The organism is Yoonia maricola, from assembly GCF_002797915.1.
GTDB classification, from domain to species: Bacteria; Pseudomonadota; Alphaproteobacteria; order Rhodobacterales; family Rhodobacteraceae; genus Yoonia; species Yoonia maricola.
Map to the genome: position 1 here is coordinate 1 of NZ_PGTY01000003.1, position 20,744 is coordinate 20,744.

Below are 20,744 nucleotides of genomic sequence, written 5' to 3' on the forward strand. Positions count from 1 at the left end.
ACCTCATTCCCCATGCGTGTCTTCACCTCGATGGCGACCCAACGCGGCGCGGGTGGGCGCGGCGCGGTGATCTTCGTCACCAGGTCAAGACCATGGCCCGACCGGTTCTGAAGCTGTAGTGTGCTGCCGAGGGTCATGTCCTTCAGGTTAAACCGATTGGCCCCGACGGTGAAGGCATGGTCGATCTGTCCCCCGCGCAGGGCACGGATTGCCGCATTCTCCCCGAACCGGCCAATGGCGCCTGAGAGGTTGAACAGAAACGATCGCCCCCCCGTGCCGAGAGCGTCGGAGATCTTGACCATCTCCTCGTTGTTGCCGACCACCGTGGTGAAGTTCGCCTTCGTTCCCGGCGGGCAGGTGAACATCAGCTTCCACTTGTTCCGCAGGTTGGGATATTTCTGGAACTCGAACTTGAACCCGGCCCGGGACAGTTCCCCAACCAGATTGACCAGCGTTCCGGCCCGTAGCTTGTCGTAGCGGCCCATCGTTAGTAGCCCCGGAATTCTTCGACGGTCTCGGCGTCGCTCGGTTGCAGGAGCGCGCCGGGATCACCGTAGTTCAAACCCGCAGGCACGATGGCCAGCGCCCGCCACTTGCCCTTGAGCCCGACACCGATGTTGACCATCTGATACATCGTGCGCGCGGCCTTCTCGCCGTCCTCGTCATCGATCACACCGCCAAGAAAGGCGGCCGCGTCTTCCAGAGGGTTGACGCCAGCGCCGCCGTTTACGCCGATATAGCCAGAGCCGAGCGCCACCGCGTCCGACAGCTCGACGGCGAGCACGACGATCGCGGCCGCGCGCAGGGCGATGGATCCAGCAGCCACGACGGCCCCCACCCCGGACACAAGGGCCAGCACCGTCACGGCGACCAGTGCGGCGTGGCCCGCCCACGACGCCCAGGTCTGAAAGTCCTGCTCGATCTCAATCGCCTGCTTCAGTCGGCGCGCGAGCTGATCGAGTTCGGCGTTCGACAGGCTGTTGGGATCAACGTCCGGCGAGAAATAGATGTTGTTTACGGAGGTGAAGATATTCCCAAGAGTAGTGTAGAAAATTGCGGGCTCGTAGTTGGAAAAGAGCCACGGATCGCTCGAGACGTGATCGGTCCAGCCATAAGATGCTCCATATGGCGTCCCGACAGGGTTCCAAACGATCTCGTACCATCCCTCCCGCCCTTCGCCGGGCGAGAAGAGGGCGGCTGTCTTGATCCGATCCTCCCGGCCGTAAACGCGTTCGTAGGCGTCCATGAAACGCAACCAGAACTTCGTGAAGCTGTTCCCGTTTTGCTCGACGATCTCACTCAGAGTGAGCGCCTCGCCAGGCCGGGGAAGACCGAGGGCTTCATCCATCGGGCCATAGCTATCCATTGGATCGTAGGCCGCGTAGGTATCGGTGCCGCAGGTTCCTGTTGGGCAGTCGCCGCCAGGATCGTTGTCTGCGACGTTAACTGGTTCCATCGGCTCCATCAGACCCACCCTTCCATCAAGGCCGAACGCAATGCATCAGCGACGGCCGTTTCATCGCTGCTGCGGTAAAGCGTCCCCCAATCTGGCAGCAGCGGGTCATCAAAGAAATGCAAGCCAAGGCCATCGGCCACAAGTGTATGCAATTGGATGGTTCGCAGGCTGGTCATGCCCAGCATCGTCACATTCGAAAAGGCGGCATTCGCGAAGGCCTCGAGCTTATTTCGGGTAACTCTGGTGCTCTCGACGGCGTGGGCACGTTCGAGATGTTCAATAATCACTCCCCAGTCTTGGTCTCGGTTGTCCATCGCATCCAGCAGCCGCGGCAGTCCCTCTTTCTGGCGCTCAAATGGTGGGGCATCCCAAATGGGCTTTGTCTCGGTCAGATAGGTGCCAATTGATGTGTTGGGCTTGATCGCGGCTGCCGCGATCTGGTCCAGCACAAGCTGCCTCGCCTTTGAGTGGCGCGGGTCGTCGAGTATCCCAATTCCAAAAGCCGTCCGCAGAAATGCGATCCGCATTGCAAGCAACCCACTACGCCGCCCAATATCGCATGCGGCTTCATAGCTCAGCCCAACCACGTTGCGCGCAGCATCATGCGCCACGTCGAGATCCGGGAAACCTTCGAAGCGGCGCGGGAAGAAGCGCTGAAGCTGCGAGGCTCCGTCTTCGAGAAAATCCTCGAACCGTCCCGCCGTGAAGCTTTGCATGACCTCAGGTAACAGCTGCATCAGATCAACAACGCGCATTCGCCAGATGGATCGGGAGTGATATAGGCGGCGATTTCTTGGGTGAACGCGGCAAAGTCCCGCGGCGGCAAAGCAGGGACAATGCGGCGCATCGTTTCAGGCGCGTAAAAGCGGAACACAAACCAGCGATCTTCGGTCGGATTGTAAAGCTGGGTGAACTTGCGGAAGTGCTTACGCAACTCAGCCAAAGAGCGCGCGCTGCGCAGCCAAACGCCCCAACCCTGGCCCCAGCTCTCCTCGATCAACCAGTCCGCTGCGCGGCTACCTTCTTTGATCTGAGCGATATAGGGGGCATGCAAAGCGTATTCATCCGCAGATACGCCCTGGTAAAGCGGCAGATAGTCCACCTTGAAGCCCTGCAGCACGGTTTCGATATCCGGTCTGCGCGCGGCCTCAATCAAGATGAAAGTGCCGTTCAATTCGGTCTGACCACTGCCTGCTACGACCGTTTTGGTTGCATCACGAGGCTCCAAAGCGCCAAAGAAAAGGTCCGCTAGGAACGGTGCCGGAGGATCCGGCAAACGCACCTTTTTAACCCGCCCGGTTTGGTGTGCGCGATTGATCTTCCCCGTTTGGTTATTCATCAGTGAGCTTTCTGATGCAGACTTCCGCTAGATCAAGGCCTTCATTGATTGCGCTTTCTAAGCTCGCAATCTGGTCCGGCGCGCCAGCGGTCACATTGACTGGTCCCTTCAGGTCAATCTTGTTGGCGCGAATAACGACGCCTGAGCTGTTGATCTCAATGGTGCCGCCTGGGCCGCCTATTATGAATTTATCTTTGGCATGCAGCACTTGCATCTTTGAACGGGTAAAGAGCTTTTGGCCGACGGCGACCTCTGAATCGCCCTCGACCTTCATGTAGTGATGCGCGCCCACCTCTTCTTGGTGGTTGGCATAGGTATATTCGATGCGGTGATTGTTGACATAGTCGAAGCTGTCCTTGTCGACCTGTCGCTCGGCATTGCGCATCACAGTCTTCTTCTCGTCCTGACCGATTGTCTCAACGTGATCGCGACCGACATCGATCTGCTTGTCCCGGTTGACCCGCTCCTTTTGGTCATTACCGACAAGCTTGGAGCGATCATTGCCAATTTGATGGGACTCGTTGTGAAGGATCGTGGTGTTATGGTCCTTTTGGGCGTGAAGAAAGATCTCTTCCTTGTCCTTTTCATCCTCGAACCTGAGCTCGTTAAATCCTTCGCCCTGATGCGTATCGGTCTTAAACGTCGACCGCGTCTTATGCTCGGGCAACTCATAGGGTGGCGTGTTCTTCCCGTTGTACACGCACCCTGTCACAATCGGTTTGTCGGGATCACCCCGCAGGTGTTCGACGATGACTTCCATGCCAATGCGCGGGATCACCATGCCGCCCCAGCCTTTGCCCGCCCAGTTTTGCGACACCCGCACCCACATCGTGTGCGCCGCGTCCAGATCCCAGTGGAACTGCACCCGAATGCGCCCATGTACGTCGCAATCGATCTCGCCCTCGCCGACGACTACCGCTGTTTCGGGGCCTTGCACCTTTGGTCCGACGGTGCGCTGCTCGGGCCGGTAGGGCGTGTCGTCGGGCATCAGCACGTAAGACCCGTCATAGGGTGTCTCGTCACCGCCGCTGTCGCCTGAGCCGTAGCCCTGCGCGCGGAACCGGTGTTCGGCCTTGAGGCATACAAACGTCCGCCCTGTGGCCCCCGGCACGTCATCGCCCTTCAAAGTCACCCGCCAGCCCGCGCCAAGGCTGGCCACATCGCCCTCGGCCCGGTGCCGCGGGGCCTGCCCCCGCGCGGCGTCCGTGCGGCGGGCCACAACATCGCGCCCGGCGCCCTGATCCAGGTAATCCCCCGGCCAGTCATAGCTTTCCATATCCCCATTGGGATGGGTCGCCTCGCCGGCCTGTTCGACCTCTTGCGATGCACTGGGCGTTTTGAAGTTATATTCCGTCAGGCGCACAGCCCCTGTAGTGATCCGCTCGGCGGCGGTCCACAGGCGAAAGTGTTCTTCCTCGTGCCTGTGATAGCCTGCAACGCCGTAGTAGGGGCGCGCGGCCCCCGGCACCTCGGGCAGGCTGAACGCGGCGTCTGTCAGCAGCAAAGTGTGCGACCCCGCAACGTGCCGCCAGGACCAGCTGATGCCGTGGCGCTCCAACTGACGGCGCATAAAATCTGCATCGCTTTCGCCGTATTGCACGGTGTATTCCAGCACCGGATACTCACCCGTGACCTGCACATCGAGATGCGGATCGCCAAGGTGGGCATAGGCGCCAAGCACCTCTTCAACGATCTGAACCACCGTTTTATCATGGAAAATACGCATGTTACGGCGCAGCCCCGCCACATGCAGCCAAGGCCGCAGGATCAAATCATAGCGGTGCCCGTTCTCGGATGCGCCGCGCGCCTCGGCCTCGCAGACAATGCCGTCAAAGGCGCGGGTGCCATCAGCGTGATCAACCTCAACCGTGGCATGAGTGCCCAGCAAGCCGTGCAGATCAAGGGCAGGATCATCCGAAAGCGCCTCAACACGCCATGTAAAATCGCCCGACAGCTCCTCGGTGCCGTCCATCCTCAGAAGGACCAATGCGTCCTTGCTAAGAATTGTCGACAGTCGGCCCTGACGGTCGGCCTGGGAAAATATCTTGTTCAAATGCATCTACCCCGAACGTCACTCTTGTTTAGGTTGTCGCAGAATGATCCTGAAATCAATAGGAAGACTGCGAGAGTTAATGAATGATCCGACACTCAAATCCGAGATTGCCGGTCCAAAAACGGTCAGTTGCGCAACACGCCCTTGCCCCACTGACGCTCTCCAATCCATCAACCACACAAACAGCTATGAAAAACAGGCTATAGGGCAGTCTAAGCCAACCTGTCCTGCCCCATTGCGGGTTGTTGCAAAAATATGTTGCGAAATAGCTTGATTGAGCAACAGGAAAGCGCAACGACCGAATTATGAACTTTGGCTACGCTCGTATTTCTACAGATTGCGGTCAGGATACCGCCGCTCAGATCGACGCGCTGCGCGCCGCCGGCTGCGAACGTATGTTTGAGGAACGTGCGTCCGGTGGCTGTTGGGATCAACCCGAGCTGCACCGGATGCTCGACCAGCTCCGCGACGGCGACGTGGTGATTGTGTGGAAACTGGACCGGTTGTCCCGCTCACTGAAAGACCTTCTGGCCATCATGGCCAAGATTGATGCTGCTGGAGCAGGCTTCCGATCTGTGACCGAATCCATTGACACAACCACACCCGCAGGTCGCATGATGATGCAGATGGTGGGAGTTTTCGCCCCCGGACACCACCTAAATCAAAGATTGAGTGAACCACCTGCCCTGTTTCGCAGGCGTGAGGTCTCGTTATCGTGTTGTCACTGGTCGATGAACAACTGACCCGCATCGCCACCATCTTTGCTGACGGTGACCGAATTGGCAGTGATATCCAGTATACGCCATGCGCCAAGCGTATCGCCCTTGTTCAGCCTATAGAGTTGCGCACTGGTTGAGATGCGTACCAAAGCGACTTTTTCATCTTCTATCCCAAGGATGCCTACCAGCGTCAGAACGGGTTCTGGCGGGGCTGCGGGGGCTGCGGCCTCTGGCGCGGCAACAGGGCGCCGGGTGGCGTCAAAAAGGGGCCGTTCGCTGGTAACGGCGATCAAATCGGCGAGCCGCTCCTGACTGGCAGCAAGGCGTCCCATGACATCACGTCCCGGACCTGATGCAGGCGCCGTTGACGTGGGGGTTTGCGGTATCCAGATCCAGAGCGCCAGCACGCAAAATGTTGCAAATACGACGATCCCAATGGTGCGTTCTTTTGCCTTGTCCATCATCGCTGCGACAACCCATAAAGTTGAAGTTGAAAAGACACCCGGCGTTCCGTATTGCGCCGCATTTGGCGGGCCCGACGGAGCGAAATCTCATTGATCACCACTATCGGTTCAAGTACGGCCAAGCCATGCAGGAACGCCCCCAGTTCAGTTTCGGGCGCGACACCGTTAAGCGTCATGTTCAACCGCACAAACCCATCGATCTGGTCGATTTGGTCGGCGCGCATTACCTCAATATTGATGCTATGGGCCTGAGCAAGGGATTGCAGGTTTGACTGTAAGACAGCCTGCGCCAGCTGCGGTGTATCGCCGGTATAAAATGCGCTGTCGGGCAGGCCAGTCGTGGTGGTCGGTCCCGCGGCCTCTGCACGCGCGATAGTGGCATTCAGATCGGCAATTTCATCCCGTTGGTTTTGGGCCGCTGCGACAAGGCCAAAGCCCGCAAGCGTCAGCAGCGCAATCACCCCGCATCCGGCACCCAGCACCATGCGTCGTGGCAGAGCAGGCTGTATAAAGCGAAAGCTGCTCATCCTGCAGCCCCTGTCAGATCAGCGACGATGCGGAACCGTTCAAGACCTTGGCTGTTATCGCGCGTTACGGGTGATCCGAACCGGATTTCACTCAGTTGCGGCAAGCTGGCCAAAACGCCTGTGATATCCGCCGCTGACGGCGCGAAGCCCACAAGCGTAACGGTTTCATCCGAGACGATCAGCTGATCCAGCCACACCCCATCGGGCAAAAGCGCGCTGAGCGTCCCTGCCATGGCCAGCTTGTCAGTGGCCTGCGCCAGCGATGTATCCAACCCTCGGACCTCGGCCATGCCCTGTGCCTGTGCGGTCAATAAGGCGCGCGCAGCGTCTGCCTCGTCGCGTAATTGTCCAGCAGAGAGCTTGACCGACACCAGCAAGGCGGCGGCGGCCACGAAAAACACCGCAGATCCCAAGAGCCCCATTTTCAGGGGTGCGGGCAGATGTTTGGTGCCATAGGACGGTCTTTGGCTGTCGCTGTACCCTGCCCAGTCAGGTGTTGCCGCATATGGCGCACCTTTCGTAGCCCGTCGCACCACTCCGGCGGACAGCCCGTGTTTGGCAAGCTGATCAAGCACGCTGACGACAGGCTCTTTCAGCATGACTGCGGCACGGGCCCGCCATGTTCCGTCTTTTTGTTCTTCTGCGATCCAGAACGAAAAACAGGCGTCTTCGGCAAATGGCGCGCGGTAGGCAATTTCGTTTTCGATGATCCGGCGCATCTCTGGCAACAATGCGTCCGGCAGGCTGAACGACAGATCAATACAACTGTCTTCGGCAAAGACCAGATCAAGCGTGATCGTGCCATGCTCCTGAGCGAGACGCGCTAATGCGGCATCATTCAAGAGGGTTGCTTCACGCGATCCATTCTGACGCAATTGCGCGCCATCTTCGCTGAACACGACAAAGTGGTCCGACATCGGTCGGGTGTTTACATCGGGCCCGGCCAATTCCACCGTGCCCTGCAAGGCAAGATTGCTTAGTCTATTCAATCGGCGCCTGGATGGAACAGATGTCTTTTCCACCGCAGGCGCGTCTTTTTTTGTGTTCACGTGTCCGTCTATCCTGCCCTACATATACATTAACGATCAGGACGTGCTTGTCGGAAACAGCCCAAGGTCATTAAACGTATGATCGGGGAACACCGTTGATACAAGGCTTTCTTCCATACCCATATGGCGGACCATGATTTCGCCAATAATGTCACGGTAGCTGGTCAAACGCGGCAGATAGTTCTCTGACACCACACTATCGTCAATTGTGCTGACATCCTGTGCAACCGCCTGTCTTGTCGGTCCGCCAAAGGCAAACCATGCGCCACCGATACCGTGGTCGGTCCCCACGCTGCCGTTTTCCTTCTTGGTGCGGCCGAATTCACTGCCGACAAGAACGACGACATCCTGCATCAGTGCTGGTCCAAGATCATCCCAGAACCGTTGGAAATCCGCAGCACCTTGTGCAATTCTGGCATTGTAGGATTTGTTCTGGTCTGTGAATGGGTTCACCGTATTCTCGATGTCGATCTGGTCGCGATGCGTATCCCAGCCGATGTTCCAGTCGAGCGCTGCCATTTCAAGCGGCAGATCGTGTTTCAGCAATTGCGCGCAAAGTTTCAACCCACGCCCCAGTGAACTGGTTGAATAGGTTGGCGCGTTTGGATCTAGATCATAAGCCGCTGCTGCGTCTGATACGTCCTGAATAGATTCCAGCAAGACAAGTTGGTTGTCCTTGATATTGCCTTCTGCGACAGACAGATCGACCTCGTGTGACGCAATTTCCTCCATGATTGATGTCATGCGGAAGTCGTCGCAACCATCACCACAGTTGAAATTATCCAAATCGCTGTTGGAAATATCATAGGCCCCGCTTTGCACAATGGCAGGCACTTTGATTTCACCGCGTATTTCGGTGCTGATCGAGGTTTTACCAGCGACCAGACCCCGCAGGGGATGCGCAGCTTTTGTGACTTCCTGCATATAGCGGTTCATGTAGCCATCAATGATGTTATTACGCGCACCCGTCCCGATCCAGCGCTGGTTGTCAAAGTGCGACCGCCCGCTGCCTTCAAATGATGTGGATGGGGCAAGCATCATGTTGCCGCTGTCCCAGATGTCCATCATTGCGGCCATGTTGGGGTTCATCCCACGAATGCCAGTGCTTTCACGATCTGCGGCAGCCGCTGTCCCAAGGCTGAGCGCGCGGTCACCGTCAGAGCCGTTGGGGCCTAGAATCGCAAGGTTTTCACGATAAGCTAGATAAGCCGGATCATTGTAGAGCGGGAAAAGGTGCAAACCATCGGCACCGCCCCGCTGGAACACTTTGATAAAGGTTTTCGTCCGCCCCGTTCCATCCTGTGCAAAAGAAAACTGCGGTGCACCTGCTACCCCGGCAGCAGCCGCAGCAGAGGCAAGTGATTTGATAAAGTCTCGACGCGTAGCCATAATAAATGCTCCGATTGAATGCTGCGTTGGTGTTATTGGATAAGGAAGCTTGGTGTCGCCATGATGGTCGCAAGCGCCCGTCTGACAGCCTGTGATTCATCGCCATCAGGATCCAGTGGTTCAAAACTGTCGTTGCCGTTGAGAACCTGTACAACCTTGTCGAACTCAAGCTTTGTAAACCGATCACCAGTTGCAACAGTCAGCAAATATCCAGCCACTTCTTCTGGAGTTTCCAGCCCCGCATCCAACGCAGCTTCCAAAAGATCGATACCGTATAGGTCAGGCCGTTCAACGATCGTGTTCATCCGTTCATAAGCCGCAACCATCTTGGCCGAGCTGACCCATGCTGTCCCCACTTCGGGCAAACCAGTTGGCGCCGGAGAGTAGAGTGGGATATACCCTGCATCCGTGTAGACAGAGCGGAAGCGGCTGTAGAAGGTCGCTTCTTCACCTTCAACTGGGGTCGCACCAAAAGCACGGATAAACGAGGCCGCGAATTCAAATGGATTTTTCACCTTGTTCCGCTGATATTCAACACTCGTGATATAGCTTGGGTCCAGCAGGATTGCTTCCAGCATCGGCACAACTTCACCACCAGATGCTTCCCATGCGGCGGCGCAGGCCGCAACCAGACCAGCTGGGGGCTCATCCGCGACCAGAAGTTGGACGAGTTTGCCACAGACAAAGTTCCGTGTGGATTCATGCTGGGCGAGCATCGTAATCAACTCTTCACCCTCTTGCACGCCAGCATCCCCTTCGCGTCCCACAATCGTTGTGTTCAGGAAGCCGGCCGACAGGACCTTGTCACCAGTGTCATGGCGATCAGGCATGAATTCGAATTCATAGACCCGCATGTCGTCGGAACCCTCATTCACCCAATTGTAATTCCAACCGGTAAAGATCCGTGCAACCTCGATGATATCTTCTTCGGTGTAGCCACCATCAACACCAAGCGTAGACAACTCCAGTACTTCTCGCGCGTAGTTTTCGTTCAGGCCACCTGCGCGGTTGGCGTCATTGTCCAGATATTGCGACATCAGCGGACTGCGCGCCGAGTACAGCAACATGTCTTCAAAATTGCCCAAGGCATTTTCGCGGAAAAATTCGCGATCGGTCAGGTTTTGCTGCACGATCTGCGTGCCTTTGGTGATCGCATGAAAGTGATTGGCCCAGAACCGGCCCATGACTTCCTGTAGCTGCTTTTCACTGAAAGCGGCATGCGCAAGGTCATAATCCATCAATGAATTCAAGAAGTTGGTATTACTTGAATCGTTCAGCAACTCTCCGGGTTGCATCGCGTTGAACGTACTATCGTTGATATTATCGGCATCAAGCTGTTCGCGCACGAAGTTTTCAAAACCAATGGCCCGCACACGCGCATACAGCTCTGGTGAGGCACCAAAGGTCAAACGGCTCAGCGCCTGCCCGACCCCATCCTCAACAGGAGAACCGGTGACGACATAGCTGATCGGTTCGCTTGTCACTTCGGCATTCGTGCTCAGCTGACCAACAAGTGTGACCGTCACCTCAGAGGCGTTGCTAAAGTCTTCGGGGAACATACGCACAGCAAACTGGCCGGTTTCTGTACCAACCGCGACTGTTGTTTCGGTATCACGTGGCGGGTCAAACGTGACGGCGATCTGATCAAAGACACTGTCGTCCATGACCGCGCCAAAAAGCGTTGTTCCGGTGTTCGGAACCAGACCTTCTTCATTGCCCGCAGACGTCAGTTGAATAACTTCTGTCAGTTCCACCGTCGGGGGTGTTAGTGGCGTCACCTGTGCGACTGTCGGTGATATGGGGTTTGGCGTTGGTGTTGGTGTCCCTGTTGTGGGCGTCCCTGTTGTGGGCGTCCCGGTTGTCGGCGTTGTTGGCGTGCTTACGCCGCCGTCACTACCCGAACTGCTTCCCGAACTTATCGTGGATGGAAAGCTGACCAATTGACCACTGGAAGTGGTGTCAGTGGTTGTTGTACCGCTGCTGCTGTCCGTTGTGCTTGTCGCACCGGTCATTGAGGCCGTTGTGGTGCCGCTCATACCAGACGATTGCATGCCGGTATTCACCGAACCCATCTGCGCATTCTTATCTACAGCAGCCGCTGCAGCGGCGCGCGCTCCGCCGGATGAGCCGCCACCAATCGCAAATGGGGTAAACGGCGCTGCACCGGATGCAAGCACAGGTGTTGCGTCGACCCCACCACCGTTTGAGGCAGGCAGGCCTGCGCGGGCCGTCAAAATCTCGGCAGCCTCAAGATGATCAAGCTCTGTGGTCTGCGCAAAAAGAGGTTCGGGTGCTTGGCCCGCCATGTTGAGTGTAATGAGGGCAATGTTGGCATTTTCTTCTGTAATGCCTGCAATGGTGATCGCATGCGCACCCACGTCAAGCGAGACGAAAGCGGTGATTTCCTCGCCCACTTCGGCAAGGCGCGATCCGGTTGCATCAATCAGCACCTCACCGTTGATGCGCAGCTGGACACCACTGTTGGCAGGCGCCCGCAACGTATACATGCCCGTTGCTGGCAGAATGAGCTTCCGCAGGATCTCTTTTGATTCCTCTGCCTCGGCGATAATGTCGGTAAACGAAGTGGTTGGCGTCGTCTCTTGCGTTTGTGCGCTGGCGGGTGTGGTAAAGCCGACGGTCATGGCGGCCAACAGCGGCCAGCTCAAATTTTTCAAATAAGTCACAACATCCCCTTGATCATTATTTGCCCCATTTATGGCGCAAGAATTTCTTAATTCGATGATGGTTATTGAGCAAATGTGGCGAAATCTTGATGCTGCATCGGCGCAATGAGCGAAAATTTGCTCAGTTTTAGATAATTATACACCAGTTGGCCCGAAAACTTCGAAAATCTCTAAACGACAACATGGTTTCGCCTCAATTACAGGCGATCAATTCAGCCGGTGTGGTGCGGGTACAGACGGCGCTTTGCAGGTCAGCGAACCGTGAGACGATCATGAAGGAAGGTACTGGTTAGACGATGGCAAGAGTAATGACCGTCCACTTGGATGACATTGAAATTCCAGCACGTTTTCTGCATGACGGCACATTGAGCCACGCCGATGTTCTGCGCGTGCGGCAGATCTGTACATCGACAGGACAGCCAGTGCGCGTCGTGCTTGACCGGCTTGGTATCGTGTCCCAAAGCACCTGGGCACAGGCCGTTGCAGAGGACCATGACCTGCCCCTTCTGACTTTGGATGATTTTCCGCTTCGCCTGCCACAAGACAGCCGCCTTTCAACCGATTACATGAAACAAAACAGCGTTGCGCTGCTTACTGTTGACGAAGATGCACCACCTAGGGTTGCGATTGCGAATCCTATGTCCGCCCAAGTGCGTCGCGCGCTCAAGATGACCTTGGGGTCCGAGATTGATTATGTCATCGCAACGGACCGCGATATTGAGGCTGCACTCGCCCGCAGTGAAACTGCCGCAGACGAAGAGCAAGAGACCACGACCGCGACCTTGATGACGGTGGCTGAGGATGGCGATGATACCGACCGCCTGCTTGAGTTGGCCAATAACGCGCCAACGGTCCGTTATATTGATGGATTATTTGCAAAGGCTGTCGAAAGCAGTGCGACAGACATTCACGTCGAGATACTGGACAAGACCCCGCGTGTCCGCTTGCGCATCGACGGTATTCTTGTGCCTGCCAATCCGGTTGAACGGCACCTTTATGAAGGTGTGGTCTCACGCCTGAAAATTCTCGCTGGGATGGATATCAGCGAACGCCGCTTGCCGCAGGATGGCCGTATCCGGCAACAGATGGCGGGACGGACCATCGATATTCGTGTGGCCAGCATGCCCACGGTGCATGGCGAAACGCTCGTGCTGCGCCTGCTCGACAACAGCAAAACTCTTGCAGCGCTCGACCGGCTGGCGATGCCTGATCTGGCTTTGGGTCGTATGAAAGATGCCCTGAGCCAGCCGAATGGTCTGATCCTTGTGACCGGCCCGACGGGCAGCGGTAAGACAACGACGCTCCATGCTGCTTTGGCCGAGATCAATGATAAGGGCCGCAAGATTATCACCATCGAAAACCCGGTTGAAATTCAGACCCAGGGCCTGATCCAGATTGACGTGAACCCTGATCTGGGGTGGACATTCGCAAGCGCACTTCGTTCTGTGCTGCGCCATGACCCTGATGTGCTGATGGTGGGTGAAATCCGTGATGCCGAAACGGCAGAACTGGCCATTCGCGCGGCATTGACCGGGCATTTGGTACTCTCCACCCTACACACAAACCGAGCGTCCGAGGCGGTCTTGCGTCTGGGCGATATGGGCGTGCCGCAGTATATGCTGCAATCCGTATTGCGGCTGGTCGGCGCCCAACGGCTGATCCGCACGCTTTGCACCCATTGTGCCACCCCGGTGGCCCTGCATGAAAACGAAAACTACCGGTCGTTGGCGCAAAGTTTCTATGAGGCCGACCCAAGTCTTGGCCCACCAGAAGGGTGGCAGCCGCATATGGCCGTTGGGTGCAGCCAGTGCAACAATACCGGTTATGTGGGCCGACAGGCACTGTTCGAAATGCTGACCCCGAATGAGGCTATGGCACCAGACGATCAGGCCAAGACGCAGCAGCGCACCATGGGGCTTGAGGGTGTCGGGCTTTTTGCGCGTGGCGAAACAACGCTGAACGAACTGGTCCGCGTCTTTGGCGCGGGCGCGTTCTGGATCTGAGCGGATGGCCGAGCCTGCATTGCAATCTGAACGGCCCTTTGTCTATACGGCCCGCACCGCAGGTGGGGCACGCAAAAAAGGACGCGTGACAGCGCGGGACACAGCGCATGCCACCCAAAAGCTGCGGCTTGATGGGCTTTACCCCATCGACATCAAGGCCGCCCAAAAGACATCTGCCAGCGCAGGCAAAACACCTGTCAGCAAACGCAAGCTGACCCAGCGAAATCAGGCCGATCTGATCACCCGTCTGGCTAAGCTGACCACCAGCCAGATCCCCCTTGATCGCGCGTTGTCGATTATTGCTGAGGGCAAGGATGGCGCACTACCAGCCGTGGCGGGCAAACTGCGGGTACATATCCGCGAAGGTGGTGGGCTTGTCGATGGGATGGTGACACATCTGGGGATCAAGGATGCCGCGACATTGGCGCTTGTGCGCGGTGCCGAGGTGTCAGGTGATCTGCCGCAGGCGTTGCGCACGGCTGCAGATATCTTGCAACAGCGCCTGATGCTGGTGCGGCGTATCGGTGTGGGCCTGCTTTATCCGGGGCTTTTGCTGTTGGTGGCCTTGCTTTCCATCGGATTGATCATGATCGCTGTTATCCCGCAGTTCCGCCCGCTGGTCGAAGGCCGGATGGATATGGTCCCACTATTGGGCCGGATGATCTTTGGCGTGTCCGCGTCACTCTCGGCCATATGGCCGCTAATCGTGACAGGGCTGATACTTGTGGTCGTGACACTGTGGTGGTTGCATAGGCAAGGTAAGGCGGTTCCGCTGATCGCCCGGATTGCAGCCCGATTACCCCTGATCAATCAAGTGATCTGGCGCAATCAGGTGATGATCATTCTGCACAGCCTTGGTGCGCTCTTGCGCCGTGAAGTGACGTTAAGTGCGGCGCTGCAGGTCATCCTGTCGTCTACGCCGCCGGGCCGTATCAAAACGGCCATGACCCAGGTGGCAAGCGATATTGAAACCGGTCAGGCTTTGTCACAGGCCCTCAGCACCGCAGATTTCATGTCTGCGGGTGCCATAGAAATGGTTCGTATCGGTGAAGAAACCGGGGATCTGGCAGGTATGATCACACGGGCCGCCGATGAAATGCGCGATGCAGCGGATCGCGATCTTGAACGTTTTCTTGCATTATTCCAGCCTGCGTTGATTATCTTCGTAGGTCTATTAGTAGGGGTTAGCCTTTATGCGCTTTTCTCAGCCATTGTTGCTGTCAACGCGATCGCCTTCTAGGCGGCGTGCCGCAAGCAGCGGTTTTTCATTGATCGAAATGCTGGTCGCCGTGGCCATAATCGGTCTGATCGTGGGTCTGGTCGGGCCAGCAGCCATGCGTCAGCTACAGTCATCGCGGGTGAACACGACCGAAGCCCAGATCGGCCAGATCCGCACGGCCATCGATATCTTTGCGATCGACACGGGACGCATACCATCTGAAAGCGAAGGTTTGAGCGCGCTTGTCACCAACACCAGCGCGATCCCCGGCTGGAACGGGCCCTACCTGCGTGACGGCACCTTGCCAATGGACGCATGGAGCCGTGACTTTCTTTATGTTGTTGAAGAAGGTCAGGTGCGTGTTGTCTCGCTGGGGGCGGATGGGCAGGCTGGTGGTACAGGCAATGATGCCGATATCGGCCGCTAGACGCCACAATGCCCGCGGGCTTGCCACCGTCGAAGTGCTGGTCGCTGTTGCAATCATTGTGATGATTGGCAGTCTTGCTGTCTTCACTCTTGGCAGCACGGACCGCCGCATGGTCGCGCGTGAGACCGCTGACATCAGCCTATTTCTGCAACAGACCCGCATGCGCGCGTTGGAATTGGGCCGCCCGATTGAGATTGTCGTTGTCGGCTCCGAAGGACGCATTGCTGCAGGCGGACTGCAGCATCAGGTCACGCGCGATATGGTACTGACCCCTGATGAGGCGCAGCTCGTTTTGCAGCCAACCGGCGCCTCTGACGGGCTGACCTTGCAAGTTGCCAAGGGCAACCACATAGGGACCGTCACGCTGGATTGGCTGACCGGACGGGTCGATACCCAATGAGACGGTCTGCGGCGAAAGGCTTTACCCTGATTGAAACACTGGTCGCACTGGCCATCGCGGCAGTGGTGATCAACGGGTTTTATAGTGCCTTATCCACGGGCGCCCTGCTTGAGCGGCGTGCCGATGAGCAAGCGCGGATGGTCTTGGTCGCCAGCACCCTTTTGGATCAGGTGGGCGTCGATATCCCGTTACGCCTTGGCAATAGCAGTGGCCAGACCGATGGGGTGACCTGGCAACTGGTGATATCAAACGTACCCGCAGCAGATATGCAGCTTGGCACGATCTATGAAAATGAGCTGATTTTTGTGTCGGTCTCAGTCACCGACCCCACTGGCAGCGCAGCACCGGTCGTGCTTCGCGCGATCCGCTATGAGGATACACCGCTATGACGCGACGCAGGCACACATCCAATGGATTTGTTCTGGCCGAAGCTTTGGTCGCTCTGGCGGTCGCCGCGATGACCGTTGCCTTGCTGACAAGTGCGACATGGGGGCTGAATGCAGCCACCGAACGGCGCGCGGCAGCCGCGCAAACCAGTGCGGTGGATTGGCTTGCCGCGCGCCGGGCCATGACCGGATGGGCCGCTGGTGTTACCGCGCAAGGGATAGCAGACAGCCGCAACAGCCTGATCGGCACCGCCTCGACGGCACGGATGGTTGTGGCGCAAACCAACAACACGCCCGCCGCAGGGCCTTACGTCGGCGAGTTGCGGATCGAGGCGCGGGGCACAAACCGTTTCGTGCTGATCGCCGCACAGCACCCCGGCCTGCGTGATGCACGCGTGACCTCGTCAAACGCACGCCAGACCGACGTGGTGACAACATCAACGCCGATGCGACTGCTGTATCTGATCCCCAGTGGTCCTGCTGGACAGGGTGTTTGGCGCTATGAGACCGGGTCCGGCGCAGAGGGCCTGCCTTTGGCCATCGGGCTTGAGGTTGGCACACGGCGGATGATCACCGCCCCCATCCATCCCACCCGCAGCGCATCATGCCTTGCCAGACTGGGCCTGGCCGGTGTGGATGATGACGATTGCGCGCTAAGATGACACAGCGCAGAGGCAAACAAAGCAGAGGCTATATTCTGATCACGGTCCTGTGGATCGGGCTGGGCCTTTTGCTGGCAGTTGCGGCATTCATGGCCAGCACAAGGGAAGAAGCGCTGAGCGTCCGCGCCGAGGTCACATCCGTCCGTGCCCAAGCATTGGCGCGCAGCGGGTTAAATATCGCGATGGCAGACCTTGGGCGGATCAACCGTGATCAGATCATCACCCGACGCGATGGCACGCCCACGACGGTGCAAATGGCCGAAGGCAACATCACCTATCGTATCTATGATGAAGGCGGCAAGCTTGATGTGCTGCAAATGCCGCCGCGTATTCTGGCCCCTGCCCTGATCGCCATCAACGAGGCCGAAGCGCTGGACGCCTTTGACGCGATCAACCTTGCCGATACGCTGCCTGATCTGCTGCAGGGCCCGCGGGGCGAGGTGCGCACGGTCTATACCGCGCTGACCGATGCCGGGCTTAGCAATCAAACCGCACTCACTGCATCGCGCTATCTGACCACATTGAACTTTCGCCCCAGCGTGAACCCGCGCACAGCACCTGCCCCGGTTTTATCCGCAATCCCCGGCATCGGGGCCAGCGATGTTGCCGAAATCATCACGCGGCGCGAAACCAACCGCCCTATGCCAATCCTTGGCAGTGCGGCTGTGTGGTTGGTGGAACAATCCGGCCCCGCCTACACGATCGAGGCCGAGGCGGTGCTGAACACCGGCGGTCGCGCATTAATGCGCGCACAAGTCATCACACGCGGGCTATCGTTTCGCGGCGGGTTGATGCGATATGATGTTCTGTCAACGAGCATCGTGCGGTGATCACGGGCGGCACACTTCTGTCCCTTGCGGCCATTGCCGCCGTCAGTTTTGCCGTGATGGCAGGGCCATTCATGCTGGCCACGCGTGCCGGGCTGCGGCTGATCATGCCAGCATCAGATGTCAAACGCTGGCAAGGGCCTGTCGCTATGGGGCTGAGATCAGGGGCTGTGATGGCCAGTTTGGCGTGTGCTTTCGTTCTTGGGCCGGTCGCAACCGGTATGGTCGCAGTGCTGATCCTGCTCCTTTTACTGGCCGGGCTGGATCTTGCATGGCGCTGGCTGCCTTTTGAATGGACATTGCCATTACTGGCACTTGCGTTCGCCATGGCAGCGTTTGAAGGAAATTTAGGCGCGGCACTTACTGGCATGGCGGTCGGAGGCGGGATGCTCTTCGCCTTACAGCTGTATTTTCGCCTTGCTCGCGGTGTCACAGCTTTGGGCACTGGTGATATTTGGCTCGCTGCGGGGCTGGGCACATTATCTGGTATGCCGGTGATTCTTTACATCCTAACCCTAGCGGCATTGAGCGGATTACTGGGGGCGGGTTTCGCCAGATTTCGCACTACTCGCCAAAGATATGGCGTTGCATTTGGAACACACCTATCTTTGGCGTATTTCATTTTCCTTTTATTTTAGACCCTTACGCGACGACCTTATGCTAGCGATATGCAAGAGCGCGCATTGGGCAAAGATCTGAGCGCATACTATTGAGGCGAAAAAAATGAAAAACTTTATGCTTTGCGTGGCGTCTGCCGCGATCCTATCAGGCTGTGCAGAACTTGCCGACCGCGACAGAAATAATCTTGAAGGCTGGCGCGCCAGTACCATCCTTGGTGGTGGTGACGGGCGCACCGCGGCCCGCTCAGAAGGCCGCATCGTGAGCGGTCAGGTGGTCGAAGCCGGAAACGGCACGATCTACCCCGGTCGCCAATCGCTTTTCCGCGACAGCGACTTTGTAAACAGCACCGGTGAACGTACGGTTTCACTCAACCTTGTTGATGTGTCGATTGCCGAAGCCGCTGCCGCCATTCTGGGCGAGTTGCTGCGTGAAAACTACGTGCTTGATCCTGCGGTAACCGGCACAGTCAACATTCGGTCCAGCCAGCCAATCAGCCGCACAACGGCGATTGAGGTCTTTGAACTCGCTTTGAAACAGAACAATGCAGCCTTGGTCCGTCGCGGCGATTCATTCGCGATTGTTCCGCTCTCAGGCGAATTGAGCATCGGAGCGTCCGTGACGCGTGAAGTACCGATCGGTTACTCTCTTCGCGTCATCCCGCTACGCCATATCGGTGCGCAGGAAATGGCGACGATCCTGCAACCTTTTGCAGGTGGCAACATTGTCGGTGTCGATGCGCAGCGCAATATCATCGTGCTTGCCGGGACGTCCGCTGATCAGCGCGCATGGCAAGAAACGGTCACCAGTTTTGACGTTGATTGGCTTGCAAACCGCTCTGTCGGTGTGTTTCCGATCCGTGGCCGCTCGGCCCAATCGATTGTGAACGGTCTGGATCTTGTTGTTGAAACAGATGCCAACTTTGAACCCATCGTAGTGTTTGAAGTGATCCCGGAAAACAACTCGATTTTGGCTGTAGCCAAGACACCAAGTGCCTTGCAAAACGTATCCACATGGATCCGCCGCCTGACACAGGAAGGGCAGAACGATGCGCAGGTTTATTCTTATGACATGAAATATGCACGTGCATCTGATATCGCGCCGACATTGGCGCAAATTCTTGGGGTGCAGGTTGAAACCGCTGATAGCGGTACTGCGAACACGGAAAGCGCCGACTTTGTGAACGCCAGCTTCAGCGGTGATCAAAATGCCACCCGCATTGTCGCAAGTGAGGCCACCAATACCCTGCTGATCCACGCCACGAACGACGAATATCAGCGCGTTTTGGGCATGTTGCACCGCTTGGACGTGCCACCGCGTCAGGTTTTGGTAGAAGCAACAATCGTTGAAGTCTCTTTGAACGACGAACTGCGCTATGGCGTGCAGTATTTCTTCGAAAATAACGGGAACACAGGCGCTTTGACACGATCCAGCACCGATCTCTCTATTGGGTCGGAGGTGCCGGGTTTCAGCGCCGTATTTGGCGGCGCCACACCCGAAGTTATCGTCGATGCGCTTGAGGATGTGACCAGTGTGAATGTGGTTTCATCGCCCAACCTTATGATCCTCAACAACGAGTCGGCACGGCTTGTCGTGGGTGATCAGGTGCCAATTTCAGTGCAGACAGCGACGGATGCTACTGACGATTCAGATGTCTTCGTTTCGACCGTGGAATTCCGCGACACTGGCGTGATCTTTGAAGTCACCCCGCGCATCAATTCGTCGGGGTCGGTGGTGCTGGATATCCAGCAAGAGGTCAGCACAATTGGTGAAACCGATGGTTCGACCGGCAACCCGATCATCTCGCAGCGTACTATTTCCAGTGCAATTGCGGTTGATAGCGGTGAAACTATTGCCCTTGGCGGTCTATTTGAACAGCGCAGCACAAACGGCACCTCTGGTTTGCCCGGTCTTGCGCGGCAACCAATCTGGGGTGGTTTGTTCGGGCGTCAGTCACGCACCGACAGCCAGACCGAACTTTTGGTCCTGATCACACCGCGGATCGTGAACAGCAATGTTGATACGCGCCGGATCACCCGTAACCTGCGTGAGCGGATGCAGAATATCCGGTTGGATGATGCCACACTCAGCAACACGATCAACACGCCATCCATGGCCACCGCGAACTCTGCCGATATTGCATCGCGTCGGGCCACGCAGACACGCAATGCAAGCGCACAAGGTGACGTATTGGCCGCCGTTCAGACGGCAGTGCAAGCGCAGCCGGCCACGACCGGCACGCATTTCACCTACTTTGGTGCGTTTAGCAACGAACAGGCTGCACGCGCGCATTGGTCAGAGCTTTTGGCCAGCAACGGGTCTGATCTGGCTGGGCTGCAACCGCGCTTTACCAATGACAACGGGACAATCAGCGTTGCTGTCGGCCCGATGGATGCAAGCCGCGCCAGTCAGCTGTGTGTAACCATTCGCTCAGATTGCTTTAGCACTGGGGGGTAACCCCGCATCTTCGAACGATAATGCATTGAAAGCACCGCCAAGCCCATGGGTTTGGCGGTGCTTTT

Annotated in this window: 20 protein-coding genes; 10 read left to right on the top strand and 10 right to left on the bottom strand. The window is 57.3% G+C overall.

Annotated elements, in window-relative coordinates; genetic code table 11:
• The 5 genes from BC777_RS14190 to BC777_RS14210 form a co-directional block, all read right to left on the bottom strand.
• On the bottom strand, positions 1–485 hold a 485-nt coding region (locus BC777_RS14190), incomplete at its 3' end, for a hypothetical protein (protein ID WP_133122568.1).
• A 2-nt stretch (positions 486–487) separates the two neighbouring features.
• The gene (locus BC777_RS14195) at positions 488–1,465 is read right to left on the bottom strand and encodes a hypothetical protein (RefSeq protein WP_100368873.1); all 978 of its coding nucleotides are present in this window, start codon (positions 1,463–1,465) and stop codon (positions 488–490) included.
• Positions 1,465–2,193, bottom strand: a complete 729-nt coding sequence (locus BC777_RS14200) for a hypothetical protein (protein WP_133122569.1) — start codon at positions 2,191–2,193, stop codon at positions 1,465–1,467. The genes BC777_RS14195 and BC777_RS14200 overlap by 1 nt, the downstream gene beginning before the upstream one ends.
• Complete coding sequence (locus tag BC777_RS14205) at positions 2,193–2,795, bottom strand: DUF4123 domain-containing protein (protein ID WP_100368875.1); 603 nt, start codon at positions 2,793–2,795, stop codon at positions 2,193–2,195. The genes BC777_RS14200 and BC777_RS14205 overlap by 1 nt, the downstream gene beginning before the upstream one ends.
• Entirely contained in the window at positions 2,788–4,854 is a 2,067-nt protein-coding gene (locus BC777_RS14210) for a type VI secretion system Vgr family protein (RefSeq protein ID WP_100368876.1), read from the bottom strand. The genes BC777_RS14205 and BC777_RS14210 overlap by 8 nt, the downstream gene beginning before the upstream one ends.
• Before the next feature lie 299 nt (positions 4,855–5,153).
• Between BC777_RS14210 and BC777_RS14215 the strand changes: the two genes are divergently transcribed.
• On the top strand, positions 5,154–5,591 hold the full coding sequence (locus BC777_RS14215) for a recombinase family protein (RefSeq protein WP_100368877.1): 438 nt from the start codon (positions 5,154–5,156) through the stop codon (positions 5,589–5,591).
• On the opposite strand, the gene BC777_RS14220 is transcribed toward BC777_RS14215, so the two are convergent.
• From BC777_RS14220 to BC777_RS14240, 5 genes are read right to left on the bottom strand one after another with little or no spacing between them, the layout of a single operon-like run.
• Positions 5,570–6,031 (bottom strand): hypothetical protein, encoded by a 462-nt coding sequence (locus tag BC777_RS14220; RefSeq protein ID WP_100368878.1) that lies wholly within the window; start codon positions 6,029–6,031, stop codon positions 5,570–5,572. The two genes, BC777_RS14215 and BC777_RS14220, sit on opposite strands and share 22 nt — an antisense overlap.
• On the bottom strand, positions 6,028–6,558 hold the full coding sequence (locus BC777_RS14225) for a GspMb/PilO family protein (protein ID WP_100368879.1): 531 nt from the start codon (positions 6,556–6,558) through the stop codon (positions 6,028–6,030). The genes BC777_RS14220 and BC777_RS14225 overlap by 4 nt, the downstream gene beginning before the upstream one ends.
• A complete protein-coding gene (locus BC777_RS14230; protein ID WP_100368880.1) occupies positions 6,555–7,607 on the bottom strand; it encodes a PilN domain-containing protein in 1,053 nt (350 codons plus the stop codon). Before BC777_RS14230 ends, BC777_RS14225 begins: the two co-directional genes overlap by 4 nt.
• Positions 7,608–7,643: 36 nt before the next feature.
• Positions 7,644–8,996, bottom strand: coding sequence for a DUF1501 domain-containing protein (locus BC777_RS14235; protein ID WP_100368881.1), 1,353 nt, complete (start codon positions 8,994–8,996; stop codon positions 7,644–7,646).
• Between the two features lie 32 nt (positions 8,997–9,028).
• Entirely contained in the window at positions 9,029–11,680 is a 2,652-nt protein-coding gene (locus tag BC777_RS14240; RefSeq protein WP_100368882.1) for a DUF1800 domain-containing protein, read from the bottom strand.
• Between the two features lie 308 nt (positions 11,681–11,988).
• Here BC777_RS14240 and BC777_RS14245 point away from each other — a divergent pair, with 308 nt between their 5' ends.
• From BC777_RS14245 to gspD, 9 genes are all read left to right on the top strand, one after another.
• Positions 11,989–13,683: a GspE/PulE family protein gene (locus tag BC777_RS14245; RefSeq protein WP_168769176.1), complete on the top strand. Its 1,695-nt coding sequence runs from the start codon at positions 11,989–11,991 to the stop codon at positions 13,681–13,683.
• Between the two features lie 4 nt (positions 13,684–13,687).
• Positions 13,688–14,923, top strand: a complete 1,236-nt coding sequence (locus BC777_RS14250; RefSeq protein WP_100368884.1) for a type II secretion system F family protein — start codon at positions 13,688–13,690, stop codon at positions 14,921–14,923.
• Positions 14,877–15,329: a type II secretion system major pseudopilin GspG gene (gene gspG / locus BC777_RS14255; RefSeq protein ID WP_100368885.1), complete on the top strand. Its 453-nt coding sequence runs from the start codon at positions 14,877–14,879 to the stop codon at positions 15,327–15,329. Before BC777_RS14250 ends, gspG begins: the two co-directional genes overlap by 47 nt.
• The gene (locus tag BC777_RS14260) at positions 15,307–15,729 is read left to right on the top strand and encodes a pilus assembly FimT family protein (protein WP_100368886.1); all 423 of its coding nucleotides are present in this window, start codon (positions 15,307–15,309) and stop codon (positions 15,727–15,729) included. Before gspG ends, BC777_RS14260 begins: the two co-directional genes overlap by 23 nt.
• On the top strand, positions 15,726–16,118 hold the full coding sequence (locus BC777_RS14265) for a PulJ/GspJ family protein (RefSeq protein ID WP_100368887.1): 393 nt from the start codon (positions 15,726–15,728) through the stop codon (positions 16,116–16,118). The genes BC777_RS14260 and BC777_RS14265 overlap by 4 nt, the downstream gene beginning before the upstream one ends.
• Positions 16,115–16,777 carry a hypothetical protein gene (locus BC777_RS14270; RefSeq protein ID WP_100368888.1) on the top strand — a complete coding sequence of 221 codons (663 nt, stop codon included), beginning with the start codon at positions 16,115–16,117 and terminating at the stop codon, positions 16,775–16,777. Before BC777_RS14265 ends, BC777_RS14270 begins: the two co-directional genes overlap by 4 nt.
• Positions 16,774–17,607, top strand: a complete 834-nt coding sequence (locus tag BC777_RS14275) for a type II secretion system protein GspK (RefSeq protein WP_100368889.1) — start codon at positions 16,774–16,776, stop codon at positions 17,605–17,607. Before BC777_RS14270 ends, BC777_RS14275 begins: the two co-directional genes overlap by 4 nt.
• Positions 17,604–18,242, top strand: coding sequence for a prepilin peptidase (locus BC777_RS14280; RefSeq protein ID WP_100368890.1), 639 nt, complete (start codon positions 17,604–17,606; stop codon positions 18,240–18,242). The genes BC777_RS14275 and BC777_RS14280 overlap by 4 nt, the downstream gene beginning before the upstream one ends.
• An 85-nt stretch (positions 18,243–18,327) precedes the next feature.
• A complete protein-coding gene (gene gspD / locus BC777_RS14285; RefSeq protein ID WP_100368891.1) occupies positions 18,328–20,679 on the top strand; it encodes a type II secretion system secretin GspD in 2,352 nt (783 codons plus the stop codon).
• The last annotated feature ends 65 nt before the right edge of the window (positions 20,680–20,744 follow it).